8 protein-coding genes are annotated in these 16802 nt (G+C 48.1%); 5 read left to right on the top strand and 3 right to left on the bottom strand.

What is annotated here, in order from left to right:
• The first annotated feature begins 114 nt into the window (after window positions 1–114).
• Window positions 115–7176, top strand: coding sequence for a DUF4347 domain-containing protein (locus BMY60_RS06920; RefSeq protein WP_256250739.1), 7062 nt, complete (start codon window positions 115–117; stop codon window positions 7174–7176).
• A gap of 37 nt (window positions 7177–7213) precedes the next feature.
• On the opposite strand, the gene BMY60_RS06915 is transcribed toward BMY60_RS06920, so the two are convergent.
• Window positions 7214–7900 carry an ABC transporter ATP-binding protein gene (locus tag BMY60_RS06915; protein ID WP_090332430.1) on the bottom strand — a complete coding sequence of 229 codons (687 nt, stop codon included), beginning with the start codon at window positions 7898–7900 and terminating at the stop codon, window positions 7214–7216.
• Here BMY60_RS06915 and BMY60_RS06910 point away from each other — a divergent pair.
• On the top strand, window positions 7899–8543 hold the full coding sequence (locus BMY60_RS06910; protein ID WP_090332428.1) for an arylesterase: 645 nt from the start codon (window positions 7899–7901) through the stop codon (window positions 8541–8543). The two genes, BMY60_RS06915 and BMY60_RS06910, sit on opposite strands and share 2 nt — an antisense overlap.
• Before the next feature lie 76 nt (window positions 8544–8619).
• Here the strand turns inward: BMY60_RS06910 and BMY60_RS06905 are convergent, their stop codons facing one another.
• Window positions 8620–9609 (bottom strand): RluA family pseudouridine synthase, encoded by a 990-nt coding sequence (locus tag BMY60_RS06905; RefSeq protein WP_090332426.1) that lies wholly within the window; start codon window positions 9607–9609, stop codon window positions 8620–8622.
• Window positions 9610–10136: 527 nt separating this feature from the next.
• On the opposite strand from BMY60_RS06905, the gene BMY60_RS06900 reads away from it, so the two are divergent.
• On the top strand, window positions 10137–12737 hold the full coding sequence (locus tag BMY60_RS06900) for an Rne/Rng family ribonuclease (RefSeq protein WP_090332425.1): 2601 nt from the start codon (window positions 10137–10139) through the stop codon (window positions 12735–12737).
• Window positions 12738–12826: 89 nt separating this feature from the next.
• Here the strand turns inward: BMY60_RS06900 and polA are convergent, their stop codons facing one another.
• Window positions 12827–15517, bottom strand: coding sequence for a DNA polymerase I (gene polA / locus BMY60_RS06895; RefSeq protein WP_090332424.1), 2691 nt, complete (start codon window positions 15515–15517; stop codon window positions 12827–12829).
• A 16-nt stretch (window positions 15518–15533) separates the two neighbouring features.
• On the opposite strand from polA, the gene BMY60_RS06890 reads away from it, so the two are divergent.
• The gene (locus tag BMY60_RS06890; RefSeq protein ID WP_090332422.1) at window positions 15534–16253 is read left to right on the top strand and encodes an LOG family protein; all 720 of its coding nucleotides are present in this window, start codon (window positions 15534–15536) and stop codon (window positions 16251–16253) included.
• 94 nt (window positions 16254–16347) lie between these two features.
• Window positions 16348–16737 carry a DUF2782 domain-containing protein gene (locus BMY60_RS06885; RefSeq protein WP_090332420.1) on the top strand — a complete coding sequence of 130 codons (390 nt, stop codon included), beginning with the start codon at window positions 16348–16350 and terminating at the stop codon, window positions 16735–16737.
• Window positions 16738–16802: the final 65 nt, after the last annotated feature.

The following is a 16802-nucleotide window of genomic DNA, read 5'->3' as shown; positions in this document are numbered from 1 at the left end:
ACCATACTTCAATACGGACCCCATCATCAGAACCCTAAAAAGCACCAGAAAAACAGATAGCTTGCATCCACAGATATGGGTAATACAGCCAAGAATTTCTATGGAGAAACTAAAATGGCTCATTCAAAAAATGTTACAATCGACTACTCTCAATTCAACGGATTCTGTTCTGAATCGGGCAGTATCTCAAAACCGACAGAAGTTGTTTTCATAGATCATGACATCCATGAAACTCAGCTATTGATCGACGCCATTAAACCGGGTATTGCGGTACATTTTTTGAATCGCGACCAGGATGGCATACTACAGATAACGCAAACACTGCAACAATATTCCGACCTTGATGCAATCCATCTTGTTTCACATGGCAGCATCGGGTGCATAACATTAGGTAACAGTGTTCTCTCCTCCGCCACGCTGCATACATACCAGAAAGCCCTGTTTTCCTGGCAAACCGGACTCAAGCAAAATGCAGATATTTTGATATATGGCTGTGATGTCGGGCAAGGCACATCGGGTCAATACTTTATTCAACAGTTGGCATCGCTCACCGGCACCAACATCGCTGCATCAAGCTGTTTGACAGGTAGCCACAAAATGGGCGGGAACTGGATACTCGGCATCATCACCGGCGACCATGTACCTGAGATTGCGTTTCACGAAGAAAGTCTCGAGTCTTTCAGCACCACGCTTGCCACAAATACGCTAGATTTCACCAGCGACACGGTTACAAACTTTGTTACCGCAACACATCCAACAACCGACTTTGGAACCATCAATTTAAAAATCGTCAATAACGTCAATTCAACTGGGACGGCAAATGCATCATTGACACTCGCCACAACCGGACAAGTTGACGACGCATTTGACGATTTTTTTTATGGCGGCGGTTCGGATGGCGAATACCTTGTCATCTATACCGATGGCCGGGAAGTAGACTTTCAGTCCATCGATTTTGGAAGCGGTAACAGCTCGAGTTATACCAGTTTGACGGCTTATGCCTACAGAGACGCCACCTTGCTGGGCAGTCAGACTATTAACCCAGCTGGCGCCAACTTTCCGAACGACGACATCACTACTGAGACAGTAACGTTTACCGACAGCATTTTCGACAATGCGGATGAAATACGTTTGATCGGCGTCGACGGCGCGAACATGGACGTTGTCAATACATTAATCGATAACATAGTCATTGCGGACCCTGTAACCGGGCCAACAATCACCTCGGCAACATACAATGCCAGCACCAATTCGCTGGTGGTAACCGGAACCGGTATGACCGCAACCGGCGGCGCAATAAACGATATTGACGTATCCAAACTGACACTTACGGGAGAAGGTAACAATACTTACACACTGACCTCGTCGAATGTTGAAATTGATTCAGCCGCCCAGTTTACAGTAACACTGAACCCGACTGATCAACTCAACATTGAAGGATTACTTAACAAAAATGGCACTGCATCTGTCGATGCAACAACCTATAATATTGCTGCCGCTGCAAACTGGAATCCGTCTCAGGCAGGTAATGCAGACTCAACCGCCAGTATCACGGCCAGCAATATACAAACACCTATCATTACCTCGGCAACGTACGACGCCAGTACCGGCAGTCTGGTTGTCACCGGCACCAATCTGGTTAAAGCGGTGGGCGCGACCAACGACATCACCGCCAACAAATTTACCTTGACCGGCGAAGACAGCAGCACCTATACATTGACGGATACTTCCAATGTCGAAGTCACTTCTGCCACGCAGTTTACCCTCACGTTGAGTGCTACTGACAAGGCAGCGATCAATCAGGTCATCAACAAGAATGGCGCCAGTTCGACAAGTGGAACAACGTATAATCTGGCAGCTGCCGACGACTGGAACACAGTCATCGGCAATACCGATATTGCTGATGGAACAGGGAATAACATCACCGTCAGCAATGTAGCGGCACCGACGATTACCAGTGCAACTTACGACTATTCCACCAACACACTGACGGTCACCGGCACCGGCTTCCTGAAAAATTCGGGGGCAACCAACGATATCGATATTTCCAGGCTGACCTTTACCGGCGAAGGCGGCTCAACCTACACACTGACCAGCGCTTCCGATGTGGAAATCACTTCAGCGACTGAATTCTCCGTGACTTTAAGTGGCGCCGATCTGGCTAATGTAGAAGCCCTGCTCAACAAAAATGGCGCCACTTCGGCAACCAGCGGCACAACCTACAATCTAGCGGCTGCGGAAGACTGGGCGGCAGGTGCAGACAGTGCCGTCAATGTGACCGACACGACCGGCAATGGTATCACTGTCTCCAACTATTCCGCACCCACAATTACTTCGGCAACTTATGACGCCAGCACAGGACAGCTGGTTATTACCGGCACCGATCTTGTCAGTCAATCCGGTGCGACAAATGACATTGACGCTTCTTTACTCACATTCACCGGTGAAGATGGAAGCACCTATACGCTGACCGATACCAACGATGTCGACATCACTTCGGCCACAACCGCAACAGTTACCCTAAGCGCAACAGACCGCTTGAGCGTTAATGGCATCCTGAACAACAATGGCACGACCAGCGCTGTCAGCGGCACTACTTATAATCTGGCGGCTGCCGACAACTGGATGGCAGGCGCACCCAGCGCCAATACCATTGCCGATGCAACCAATGCAATTACCGTCAGCAACGTGGCTACGCCAACGATCACCAGCGCAACGTACGACGCCAGTACCGGCAGTGTGGTTGTCACCGGCACCAATCTGGTTAAAGCGGTGGGCGCGACCAACGACATCACCGCCAACAAATTTACCTTGACCGGCGAAGGCAGCAGCACCTATACATTGACGGATACTTCCAATGTCGAAGTCACTTCTGCCACGCAGTTTACCCTCACGTTGAGTGCTACTGACAAGGCAGCGATCAATCAGATCATCAACAAGAATGGCACCAGTTCGACAAGTGGAACAACGTATAATCTGGCAGCTGCCGACGACTGGAACACAGTCATCGGCAATACCGATATTGCTGATGGAACAGGGAATAACATCACCGTCAGCAATGTAGCGGCACCGACGATTACCAGTGCAACTTACGACTATTCCACCAACACACTGACGGTCACCGGCACCGGCTTCCTGAAAAATTCGGGGGCAACCAACGATATCGATATTTCCAGGCTGACCTTTACCGGCGAAGGCGGCTCAACCTACACACTGACCAGCGCTTCCGATGTGGAAATCACTTCAGCGACTGAATTCTCCGTGACTTTAAGTGGCGCCGATCTGGCTAATGTAGAAGCCCTGCTCAACAAAAATGGCGCCACTTCGGCAACCAGCGGCACAACCTACAATCTAGCGGCTGCGGAAGACTGGGCGGCAGGTGCAGACAGTGCCATCAATGTGACCGACACGACCGGCAATGGTATCACTGTCTCCAACTATTCCGCACCCACAATTACTTCGGCAACTTATGACGCCAGCACAGGACAGCTGGTTATTACCGGCACCGATCTTGTCAGTCAATCCGGTGCGACAAATGACATTGACGCTTCTTTACTCACATTCACCGGTGAAGATGGAAGCACCTATACGCTGACCGATACCAACGATGTCGACATCACTTCAGTCACTTCGGCAACACTGACCTTAAGTGCAACGGATCAGCTCAATGTCCACGGTTTACTGAATAAGAATGGTACAGCATCGGGGGGAGCAACAACCTATAATCTGGCTGTAGCAGATAACTGGATTACTGGTGCTCCGGCATCCAATGATATCAGTGATGCCGCTGGTAACGGAATTACGATCAGTAACGTACAAACCCCAACGATTACCTCCGCTGCATATGAAGCCGCAACACACACATTGTTTGTCAATGGTTCAAACCTGTTTAAAAAACCCGGTGCCAGCAATGATATTGATGCTTCACTGTTTACCCTGGTTGGCGGTAATAATGCAACCTATACTTTGACGGATACTTCAGATGTTGAAATCACTTCGGCAACGTCGTTTTCCATCCTTGCGAGCAACACCGATGGGGCGGCACTTTATAATATATTCGATCAACTCGGCACAACATCTTCATTCGGAACAACTTACGATATTCAAGCCGCAGACGGCTGGTTAGCCGCAGCGGATCCGGCTGTCGACATTACCGATAACGATGCCGAAGGTGGCGTTACCGTCACCATCAATCCGCAAATCAGTTCAAGCACATACAATGCCACAACCGGCGTACTGGTTGTTACCGGCACCAATATTCAGGCCAATGGCGGTGGAACTGATATTGACGTTTCCACATTAACCTTTAACGGCGAAGGTGGCGCGACTTATACATTGACAGATTCGTCCGACGTTGAACGTGATTCAATCGTACAATTTACGGTAACACTCAGTGCAACCGACAAGACTGGCGTCAACCTGCTGCTCAACAAAACAGGCACTTCTTCTACCGGCGGCACAACTTACAACCTGGCCGCAGCCGATGACTGGAATACCAATATAACGGCAGGAGACACTTCCGATCTGACCGGCAATGGCATCACTGTCACTAACGTTCCTGTCCCCGTCATTACATCGGCCACATATGATGCCGGCACAGGCGTTCTAGCCGCAACCGGTATGCACTTCATAAGCGCCAGCGGCGCGGCCAACGATATTATCGCCAATAAATTCACTTTGACCGGCGAAGGCGCGGAAACGTATACCTTGACGGATACCGCTAATGTCGAAATTACTTCCGCTACCGCATTTGCGCTGACCTTGAGCACAACCGACAGAGCAGCCGTCAATCAGATTATCAACAAGAATGGTACAGCTTCGACCGGCGGCACTATCTACAATCTTGCAGCCACCGAAGACTGGGCCGCAGGCGCGGATGCAGCCGTCAATGTGGCCGACGCCACAGGAAACGGCATTACAGCAAGCAACGTCGCCATACCCGCGATTACATCGGCCACATATAATGCTGGTACAGGCGCACTCGTAGTCACCGGCACAAACTTCCTGAAAGCCGCCGGTGCAGCCAACGACATTGTCGCCAATAAATTTACCGTCACCGGCGAAGGTGGCGCAACGTATACCCTGACCGACACATCCAATGTCGACATTACCTCCGATACAACTTTCACGCTGACACTGAGCGCGACTGACAAAACGGCTATCAATTTGCTAGTCAACAAAAACGGCACGGTTTCCAATGATGTCACCACGTACAATCTGGCAGCCGCTGAAGACTGGATCGCAGGTACCGATGCAGCGGTTAACACAGTCGATGCAATAGGCAACAGTATAACCGCGACAATTTCAACACCTTCTTCCGGCGGCGGAAGTGGTGGAAGCAGCAATGGTAGTAACGGAAGCAATGGGAACAACAGCGGAGGCAGTAGCGGCAACACCGGCAACACCGGCAACACCGATGTAACAACAATAACCATCGATGGCGTCAATACCAGCACGCACACGGAAGCCGACGGATCCAGAATTCTAACGATCCCCGTCATTGACAATGCACGCACGGAAGATCCAAACACATTTTCCGACGCACATGCGGATATTCCCGTCTTGACTGATGACAGCGGAAACCCCACTCTCTCGGTCAGTTTACCAACCGGCGTCGGTTTGACTGCAAATGGTCGATCAGCACCCATGAGCACGCAAAACGCAATCGGCGACCTGGTCCAGCGCATTGAACGGGAAACGCTCAGTGACAACGATGCATTATCGCAAATGACAATTCACGGGCAGAATTTTATTACGTCATTATCTCAAGCTGATCGAGTTTCAGTGCAAACATTGACATTGACAGCCGGCAGCAGCCAGAATCCCGGCCTGCCCGTGATTATTAACGGCTCAAATTTACCGGGCGGCGGCAAACAAGCCTTGATTATTAACACCGCGGATATGCCTTCAGGCACAATCATACAGCTCGACAATGTGGCGTTCGCAGCAATTATCGGTGCAGCCCGAGTTATCAACGGCGCAGGCGCAAATTTCGCAGCAGGTGACATGCAAGATCAGTATATTGTATTGGGAACAGAAGACGACATTTTATTTGGCGGCGGCGGTAATGATACGGTCGGCAGCCTGGGTGGAGACGATCAAACGACGGGCGATGCCGGCGATGACACCGTTTTCGGCGGCGCTGGCAACGACAATCTGTCAGGCGGCACTGGAAACGATGCTCTCAATGGCGGATGGGGTTTTGACACTGCGGCACAAGCAGGTCAATTGTCGGATTACCAACTGCGCATTAACGGAAATCATATTACATTCACTGACAGAAATGGCAACGTAGACACACTGACCGATATTGAATTGATCCGGTTTGAGAGCGGCGCCAGCGTAGCAATTGCTTACTCCAGCAACGAAGCAGTTGCGCACCATCTGGTTAAAACCTGGCTTGGCCGCGATCTGACGCCAGAAGAAGGCAATGCCATACAAAACTGGGCAGGTACTGATGCCGGCCTCATCGTCGAAGCTTTTCTTAGACTGCCGGAGGCTGCCGACTTCAGGCATATGACAACCGAGGAGCTGCTGGCAGGTTTAAACAATAATCCCGATATTATTCAGCTGGATACTGATCGCAGTATCATCGGCGATGACAGCAATAATCAGGGATATTTACCGCTGGGGCTCGCATTAAATGCCGACGGCAGCGGCGGATACGATGTACTCAGAATGCAGGACGCACGCAATGATGTGCATATCGAACTGGTTGATGATGATGCACTTGAAATTACGCGACTGGAAGACGGTGCCATGCTAAGTCTCACCAACGCTGAAATGATCGCATTTGACAGCGGTGAAAATATTTTGCTGGCACACAATCAGGTGGAAGGCATCCTGGGCCGTTTGTTCCAGACTTTTTTTGACCGCGATGCCACCATCGAAGAATGGCAACTGGGACATGAAGCATTGGTAAATGGCGTCAATCCCAATGTGATATTGAATTGGTTCCAGAATCATGCCGATCTTAGCACCCTGGATGATGCAGATTATATTCGCGCACTTTACAGTCAGACACTTGGGAGAACTGCAACCGAAACCGAATTTAGTCAGCAACTGTCACGGCTCGACAATGATGAAATCACACGCGAATGGCTCGCAGTGGACATTGCGGACAGCGACGAAGCAATTACCACCATCGGAAATGTTTTATTAGTAGATGGCATATAGTTGAACGATCTGAAGATAATGTCAGATAGAAAGGGCGCTAGGCCAGCATACCGTCAACCAATCGTATTTGGCGCGAGCAGCGTTGAGACAACTGCTCGTCATGTGTTACTAGCACGAGAGTTGTACCATGCTCGCGATTGAGTTCAAACATCAATTCGATGATCTGCTTACCGGTAGAAGAATCGAGATTACCGGTCGGTTCGTCGGCGAGTAATAGCTTGGGATCGGTGGCAAAAGCGCGCGCGATGGCAACGCGCTGCTGCTCACCGCCCGAGAGTTGCTTGGGATAGTGATACAAGCGCAATTTCAAACCGACACGTTCCAACAGTCTTCGCGCAGTCGAATCGGCAGAATGATTGCCGGAAAGTTCAAGCGGCAGCATGACATTTTCCACTGCTGTCAATGCAGGCAGCAATTGAAACGACTGAAACACAAAACCCAGTATCTTCCCTCGCAGGGCTGCCCGGCTGTCTTCATCCAGCGCAAAGATGTCGGTATCATCCAGATGAACTTTACCGGATGTCGGCACATCCAATCCTGCAAGCAAACCCAGCAGGGTTGATTTGCCAGAACCTGACGCACCAACGATGGCTACAGCCTCACCGGTTTCCACTTCGAGATTGATGTCTTTTAGAATAGTCAACTTCTCATCGCCGGTATTGACTTGTTTAGTCAGTGTATTTGTCCACAAAATAGGTTTTTTAACAAGATTAGGCACAACCATGAAACATTTCCTAGCAATTTTAATATTCTTTTTTTTCGTCGCGCCTGGTACAGCGGCATCGAACGATCAACAAACAACCACCATTATGGTATTCGGAGACAGTCTATCAGCAAATTATGGCATACCGACAGAAGCCGGATGGGTTCACCTGCTGGAACAACGATTGCAAACCCTGTCTCCGGTTTTTCGGATGGTAAACGCCAGCATCAGCGGTGAGACAACACTTGGCGGTCGCAATCGAATTCAACAGGCGATCAAACAGCATCGTCCGGATATTGTCATCCTAGGGTTAGGCGCCAACGATGGTCTGCGCGGCACGGCCGTCAAAACAATTTACGAAAACCTGGAAGCGATTATCAAGATCTGCCAGCAAAACAATGCATCGGTTTTGTTAGCTGGAATGCAGCTGCCGCCCAATTATGGCATGGCCTATACGCAAAAGTTTCAGAATATTTACCGCCAGCTCGCGCACAGCTATCAAACAGCCTTAGTTCCATTTCTACTAGCCGGATTTGGTGAAAAACAGGAATTCTTTCAGACTGACGGCATCCATCCCTCGGTCTTGGCTCAAGAAAAAATTGCCGACAATGTTTGGGCTGTTTTGCACACAATGATCCGCAATGACATAGCAACCATTTTTTGAGATCACATAGGACAAAATTTTTCCTATTTGCTCACATTCCATTTTCATAGCAACTTATGGTTACTTTAACATACGTCTATTCAAGCTGTGTGATGAATGTCTGTAAATCAGCAGGCAATGGCGCTTTCAGGCCTAATTTTTGTCCACTCAGTGGATGCTTTATTCTCAAACAGCTAGCATGCAAGAACATTCTGGCCAGCGACAACCCTGCACTCCTCCGATTTCTAGCCAGTTGCTTGTTCAAAACAAAATCACCATATTTGTCATCGCCGACAATAGGATATCCCAGATGCGCCAGATGGACACGAATCTGATGCGTGCGCCCTGTTTTGAGCTCGGCATCCAGCATGCTGAAGTTCTGCCATACCTTAACCTGTTTAAATAAGGTATGTGCGGCCATCACCTTAGGCGCGCCACGACCATGAGATATTGCGGTTCCGGCTGCTGCTGCAACCGCCACACGCCGCTCGCCCTCCGTGGTCATGTATTTAATCAGCGGTAATTTCACATTTTGTATTGGGTTGGACCATTTGCCTTTTACCATAACCTGATAATGTTTTTCTGTTTGACCTGAACGAATCTGCCGATGCAATTCAACCAGTGCGCTGCGTTTTTTTGCCAGCATCAACACGCCTGACGTTTCCCTGTCCAATCGATGCACCAGTTCAAGAAATTTATATTCCTGCCTTTGCGCACGCAATTGTTCAATAACGCCGAAACTGACGCCGCTGCCGCCATGCACTGCCATACCAGACGGTTTATTTATTGCCAGCAAAGCATCGTCCTCAAAGAGGATATCAAATGCAATGGAGATGGCCGGATACTTTTTTCTCTGCTGCGGATGCTTTGTCAAGGGTGTGCGTACAGGTGGAATACGCAATAAGTCGCCTGCATGCAAACGATAATGAAAATTGACTCGTTTACCGTTTACACGCACCTGGCCACTGCGCAGCAATTGGTAAATATGGCTTTTTGGTACATTTTTGAAGCGTTTGAAAAAAAAATTATCAATACGCTGATTGTCACCGTCTTCAACGATGCTTTCAATAACAACCGATGCATTCAATAGATTTTTTTGCCTATATGCTGTGTTTTACTTATAATTGTCGATTAATGACTGCAGTGTATACCTTATTAAAATTAATAAAGTTAAGCAAGCGATAAAAAATCGATCAAAAAAAACAAATCGATTAATCTGGAAGGGATTACCAATTCGAAACGAAAGGATTTTCCAGTTATTTCTGGACTTGGTTTCAAACTTCATGTTTTTATTTCTTCCCCAACATCCTCAGATATTTTACTTAACAAAGACTATACGGCCAAATCAGACTGTCTTCTTTTAAAGACAGTATTGAATATATTTTCGATATTCACAAATTTAATTCAATAGTTTTTTGTAATAAATAATATAATAGGTACAAAAAATATGATTTTGGCAGACTAGGCACTCTAGCAATACACTTATTACTTTTTTTAACAAAAAAAATTGCATAATAAAAATTATAAAATACAAATACCAAACCGGCTCAAATCTCGTCATCTCAATTATGTTTTTGAAAATTTTCATTGTGTAAATACACGTTAGGCATATAAATGAGACGAATGTTATTTAATGCAACACAACCCGAGGAATTGCGTGTTGCGATAGTCAACGGTCAGAAGCTTGTCGATCTTGACATTGAATCAATCAGCAAAGAGCAGCGCAAAAGCAATATCTATAAAGCCGTCATCACGCGAATGGAACCCAGTCTTGAAGCGGCGTTTGTCGATTATGGCTGTGAGCGTCACGGCTTTTTGCCTTTAAAGGAAATTTCACCGTATTGTTTCGGCGCGCAATCTGATATTGCGACAAACCGTATTCAGGATTTTCTATATGAAGGCCTTGAATTAATTGTTCAGGTTGATAAAGACGAACGTGGCTCGAAAGGCGCTGCGTTAACTACCTATATATCACTTGCAGGTCGTTATCTGGTGCTGATACCCAACAACCCTAATAGCGGCGGAGTATCCAGGCGAATCACCGGGGATGAACGCAATGAAATGCGCGAAGTTCTGGGAAAACTGGAAATTCCTGACGGCATGAGTGTCATTGCACGAACTGCGGGTATCGGACGCAGCAAAGAAGAATTGCAGTGGGACTTGAACTATTTGACACAGCTCTGGCATGCTATAGAGGAAGCGGCCAATAGCCAAAGTGGTGTTTTTCTCATATATCAGGAAAGCAGCCTTGTCATTCGTGCAATACGAGACTATTTCAATTATGAAATTGGTGAAATTCTGATTGATAACCGGGAGATTTACGAGCAAGCGTGTCAGTTTATGACGCACGTAATGCCTGCCAACGTCGATCGTTTGAAATTTTACCATGATGATGTGCCCCTGTTCTCCCGTTTTCAAATCGAGCATCAGATTGAAACAGCATATTCACGGCAAGTTACTTTACCGTCAGGCGGATCAATCGTGCTTGACCATACAGAGGCTCTGGTTTCAATCGACGTTAATTCCGCCCGTGCAATCCGCGGCGCGGATATAGAACATACTGCGTTAAACACAAATCTAGAAGCAGCAGATGAAATTGCCCGGCAATTACGTTTACGCGACTTGGGCGGGCTGATAGTCATCGATTTCATTGATATGGATGCTTCGCGCAATCAACACGAAGTTGAAGCGCGCCTACATGAAGCACTGCGTCAGGACCGTGCGCGGGTGCAGGTTGGCAGAATCTCCCGTTTTGGTCTTTTGGAATTGTCCCGGCAGCGATTGCGACCGTCATTGGGCGAGAGTAACTATACTGCCTGCACACGCTGTCATGGCACTGGTCACATCCGTGGAACTGATTCGTCAGCATTACATGTTTTGCGGATTATCCAGGAAGAGGTAATGAAAGAACGCACCAGCGCATTACATGTGCAGTTGCCCATTGATGTTGCAACCTATTTGCTGAACGAAAAACGCGGGGAGATCTACGAAATTGAGGATCGCCTAAAGGTTGATGTCATACTGATCCCCAATATTCACCTCGAAACCCCCAAGTACAAAATTACCCGCATGCGCCATGAGGATGCGAAACATAGCGAGACACAAGCAAGTTATAAAATGGTTGAAAAGATAACTGAAGACCTGATTCCAGAGCTGTCTGAAAAAAAGCCCAAACAGGAGCGCCCCAAAGCAGCTGTTCATGGCGTCACACCAGCACAACCGGCGCCAGTCCGTGAAGAAAAATCCAGAGAATCTTCACTGCTGGACAAATTCTTCAGTTGGTTTAAACCAGCTCATGCCGAAGAAAGCAGTAAAAACCAAAAGCAAACAATCGCTCATGAACAAACCGTTTCACCGCCACAGGAGAAAACGGAAAAACCAAAACGATCCAGTCGCGGGCGTGGGCGATCGCGCAATCGCGGTGAACGCAAAACAAACGTACAAACAAAACAATCGCACAGCAATAACAGTGACACGAGCTCAGCGAACAGCAACACCAGTACGTTACCCGACGAATCACCCGTTACGATTGACTCAGCCAGCGATGATACCCAAAAAACGCGGATCAAACAGCATCCTTCCTCACTGGAACAGAGTCAGGATCAGTCAAAGCCACAATTACTCTCGGCTGACATGCCTGCGTCTCCTGATACCAGCGATGCAGAAAACTTAGCAACAAAACCGGACGAAAAAAAACGTCCACGCAGGCGCCGCAACGCCAAGCAACGTGATCGCTCAACACGTGCCCAAACAGAGACAACCGCAAAACAGGAAACCGATGAACAGATTGCTACCGGCAATGACGTGGCAATTCCACCACCATCGAAATCAGATCATCCTGCCAAGGAAATAGCCGCCGATGCGATATCTTCTTCTCGCACTGCAAGGGAAAAAACGGAGCCGGAACCCGTTCAACCACATAACACATCGGAAACAGATACAACTCAAATAAAACAATCTACAGATAATACGCCTGGCCAGACTGAAAAGGCGAGCCGGGACACCGTTATTTCCGAAACATCGCCACACGCTGAGCAGATGGCCACAAAAAGTCCGAATCTGGAAGAAAGCGGTCTGGTTATGATTGAAACGCCGCCAGAAAAAATCGATTTGACCGATGAACAGCCTGCACCAAACAAAAAACAGCGGCGTAAAACGCAAAATGTAATAGTGGCGGATAATGAAGAATTAATGCAGGTAGAAACACGCAAATAATATCCGCACCGGAGCGTTATAAACCAATTTGTGCTGCGCACAGACTCAGATCAGAGAACCGGGTAATCCCAAAAATCAATCAGCAGTTGTTAATGCGCCTGTTCCCAGTTTTTTCCGGCACCCACCTCCACCAGCAACGGCACATCAAGATCAATGACATGGCACATATAACCCGGCAACTCTGATTTGACTGTCTCAACCTCATGATCAGGCACCTCCAAAACCAGTTCGTCATGCACCTGCATTATCAACTGACTTTGCAATTTTGTCTGTGACAACCATTGGCGCACAGCAATCATTGCCAGTTTGATAATATCGGCGGCCGTGCCCTGCATGGGCGCGTTGATGGCCGCGCGCTCTGCACCCTGCCGCCGATTCCCATGTGTGCTATGAATGTCGGGCAGCCATAATCTGCGGCCAAGCACCGTTTCAACAAAACCATTGACATTAGCTTGTTCACGTGTGCGCTGCATGTAGTCAGCGACGCCCGGATATCGTGAAAAATACCGATCCATATACATGCGTGCCGCACTGCGATCGATTCCCAGCTGCGTGGCGAGACCATATTCCGACATGCCGTAAATGAGGCCAAAGTTAATCACCTTGGCATAACGGCGTTGTTCCGGGTCAATTTCATCGGGTGGTAGCGCAAAAATTTCAGATGCTGTGGCGCGATGAATGTCTTCACCAGCTGCAAATGCATTAAGCAATGTCTGATCCTGGGAAATATGCGCCATGATACGCAATTCGATCTGTGAATAATCCGCTGAAATAATCTGATTGCCGGGCGGCGCGATAAACGCCTCACGGATACGGCGGCCTTCTGCAGTGCGTACCGGAATATTCTGTAAATTGGGATCCGAGCTTGCCAGACGCCCGGTAACGGCTACCGCCTGCGCATAATTGGTATGCACGCGTCCTGTTTTCGGATTAATCATCTGCGGCAATTTATCGGCATACGTCGATTTCAACTTGGCGAGCGTGCGGTAATCAAGCAGTATTTTGGGCAGCGGATAATCCAGGGCCAGTTTCTGAAGCACATCCTCATTTGTAGAGGGAACGCCTTTCGGCGTTTTTTTTATTACCGGCAATTTAAGTTGCTCGAATAGAATTTCCTGAATCTGTCTGGGTGAATTAAGGTTAAACGGTTGACCGGTTATCGTAAATGCCTGCTGCTCCAGCCGGTTCAGTTTTTCATTCAATTCATCGCTTTGCTGCCGCAAAAGCTGCTGATCCAGCAACACGCCCCGGCGCTCCATTTCAAATAATATCTCCATCACTGGGATTTCAACATATCGGTAAATATAATCCTGCCGGGTATCAGTCTGAATCTTGGGATACAGGCACTGATGAAGACGCAACGTCACATCCGCATCTTCAGCGGCGTAGACGGTTGCCGTCTCAACCGATACCTGATTAAAAGCAATACGCTGCGCACCTTTCCCGGTCACTTCATCATAGCTGACTGTTTTAACGTTCAGATGCCGTTGCGCCATACTGTCCATATTGTGGGGTGTATGCGACTCCAGCACATACGACTGCAGCAACGTGTCATGTTCAATACCGGCTAACCGAATGCCATGATTGGCAAACACATGTTTATCGTATTTCAGATTTTGACCCAGCTTTGGTTTACTTCCATTCTCAAGCCAGGGCTTAAGCTGATCGAAAACATAGGTCATCTCCAGCTGTTGTGGCGCGTCGAGATAATCATGCATGAGCGGAAGATACGCAGCGTGCAGGCTCTCCACAGACAATGAAATGCCAACCAGTTTCGCTTCCATCGGATTCAGGCTGGTCGTCTCTGTATCGATGGATACCAGCGCAGCGTTATTCAGTCTGTTTACCCATTCCTTTAGTTCCGCTTCAGTCAATACGGTTTGATACGCAACCGCAGCGGATTGTTGCTGCTCAGTCGTATTATCCATACCATCCTGCCGCTGCAGTTCCTGCAATGCGGTTTTCATACTCAGTTCTTCATAAAGTGCAGCCAGCCGTTTGGTATCCTGCGGCTTTGGTGAAAGCTCAGCAATGGCTACCGGCAAATCGACATCACACTTGATTTCAACCAGTTTTCGCGCAATGCCGAACCAGTCTAGGGCCTTACGCAGATTTTCTCCCACAACGCCTTTGATGTCATCCGCATGCGCAATAATATTCTCCAGAGAACCATACTTGGACAGCCACTTTACGGCGGTTTTTGGTCCCACTTTTTCCACACCGGGAATATTATCGGTACTGTCACCGACAAGCATTAAATAATCCAGCATTTGTGCAGGCCTAACGCCGAATTTTTCACAAACCCGCTGTTCGTCGAGTACATCATTATTCATTGTATTGACCAGTGTAATGTGTGCGTTCACCAGTTGTGCAATGTCTTTATCACCGGTAGAAATAATGCAGCGCATATCCGCGGCTTCCGCCTGTTTTGCCAGCGTCCCGATCACATCGTCAGCCTCAACTCCGCCGACAGTCAGAATCGGCCACCCCATTGCTTCAATACAGGCATGCAGCGGCTCAATCTGCATTACCAAATCTGCCGGCATTGACGGGCGGTGCGCTTTATATTGCGGATAAATATCGTCGCGGAAAGTTTTGCCTTTTGCATCAAACACACACGCGCTATAATCAGCACGATAGTCCTTATGTAAACGGCGTAACATATTGAGAACACCATGAATCGCACCTGTCGGCATATTGTGATGACTGCGCAAATCCGGCAGTGCATGATAAGCCCGGTAAAGATACGATGAAGCATCAACCAGCAATAACGTTTTCATTGAGTTAGAAAATTCTATGAGCCTGCAAAATAAACCTGCCATGTCACAATCTGTTGAAAAAGCCTGGTCTGCAAAAGAGTCATGGCGCCTATTCGGTATTATGGCAGAATTTGTCGAAGCAACGGAACGTCTTGATGCGATTCAGCCTGCGGTAAGTATTTTTGGCAGCGCCCGTACAAAACAGGATCATCCTTACTACAAACTGACAGAACGGATAACCCGCCTCCTTTCAGACGCCGGTTTTTCAGTTATCTCTGGCGGCGGACCCGGTATTATGGAAGCCGCCAACAAAGGTGCATTTTTTGGACAGGCACCGAGTATCGGTCTGAATATCCAATTACCGAATGAGCAGTGCCGCAACGCCTATCAGGATATCAATCAGTCATTCCGCCACTTTTTTGCGCGCAAGTATATGTTTGTCAAACTTGCCACAGCCTACGTTGTTATGCCGGGTGGATTTGGTACACTTGACGAACTTATGGAAGCTTTGACGCTGGTACAAACCGGGAAAACCCGTAAAATGCCAATTATTCTGGTCAGCTCGGCCTACTGGCAAGGCCTGATCGATTGGTTTCATCATACATTAATTAGTGAGGGATTTATCTCCCCTGAAGATATGGGCCTTATACAAGTAATTGACGAACCTGATAACGTCGTGCATGCGATTTTTAAGCATTATGAATCACGCGGTTTCGAACCGAACGCCAAAGAACGTGAAATTCAGTTGAATCTGTAGTAACTAATAGATACTAATTTAGGTAGAATACAACTTGCGTCCGAAAGAAAAAAACCGACACAACTGAACAGCCTGAAACATCAGCGGAACCGCCATGTACCGAGTATTTTCAATTTTACTGTTTTGTTTTTCGCTATCCTGCGCCATGCCGCTGATAGCGCAATCCGATATACCAGACAACCTGGTTCCGCTGCCTGAATTGCCAGAATTGTCAGACTCAGATCTACCTGAGCTGGCTCCGCCTCCACCATTGCCGCCCGACATGGAAATCGACCCGGACCTCGAACCGCAGGTTACTATTATCAAACGCGGAGAAGACACCATTGAAGAATACCGTATCAATGGCGAACTGCATATGATCAAGGTCATTCCCCGTGTGGGATTTCCCTATTATCTGGTACGCAACCGCGGCCGTCTGAATGCACATCCTGGCGAGCCTGGCAGCAATGTCAGCGTACCCATGTGGCGTATTTTGGAATTCTAAAACCTGTGAAATATAACGGCTAGCTGTGATTCACCTATTTGCACTTAAGCAAGCGACCTAAAACT

The organism is Nitrosomonas sp. Nm51 (assembly GCF_900111165.1).
GTDB lineage: Bacteria > Pseudomonadota > Gammaproteobacteria > Burkholderiales > Nitrosomonadaceae > Nitrosomonas.
Note: the sequence above shows the minus strand (reverse complement) of the source record. Positions and strands in the feature narration are given on the sequence as shown.

Bases quoted from the DNA above. Each gene is read 5' to 3' on its own strand.
- BMY60_RS06890 (WP_090332422.1), top strand. From the start codon at position 15,534: ATGAGCCTGCAAAATAAACCTGCCATGTCACAATCTGTTGAAAAAGCC.
- BMY60_RS06920 (WP_256250739.1), top strand. From the start codon at position 115: ATGGCTCATTCAAAAAATGTTACAATCGACTACTCTCAATTCAACGGA.
- BMY60_RS06910 (WP_090332428.1), top strand. From the start codon at position 7,899: ATGAAACATTTCCTAGCAATTTTAATATTCTTTTTTTTCGTCGCGCCT.
- BMY60_RS06885 (WP_090332420.1), top strand. From the start codon at position 16,348: ATGTACCGAGTATTTTCAATTTTACTGTTTTGTTTTTCGCTATCCTGC.
- polA (WP_090332424.1), bottom strand. From the start codon at position 15,517: ATGAAAACGTTATTGCTGGTTGATGCTTCATCGTATCTTTACCGGGCT.
- BMY60_RS06900 (WP_090332425.1), top strand. From the start codon at position 10,137: ATGAGACGAATGTTATTTAATGCAACACAACCCGAGGAATTGCGTGTT.
- BMY60_RS06915 (WP_090332430.1), bottom strand. From the start codon at position 7,900: ATGGTTGTGCCTAATCTTGTTAAAAAACCTATTTTGTGGACAAATACA.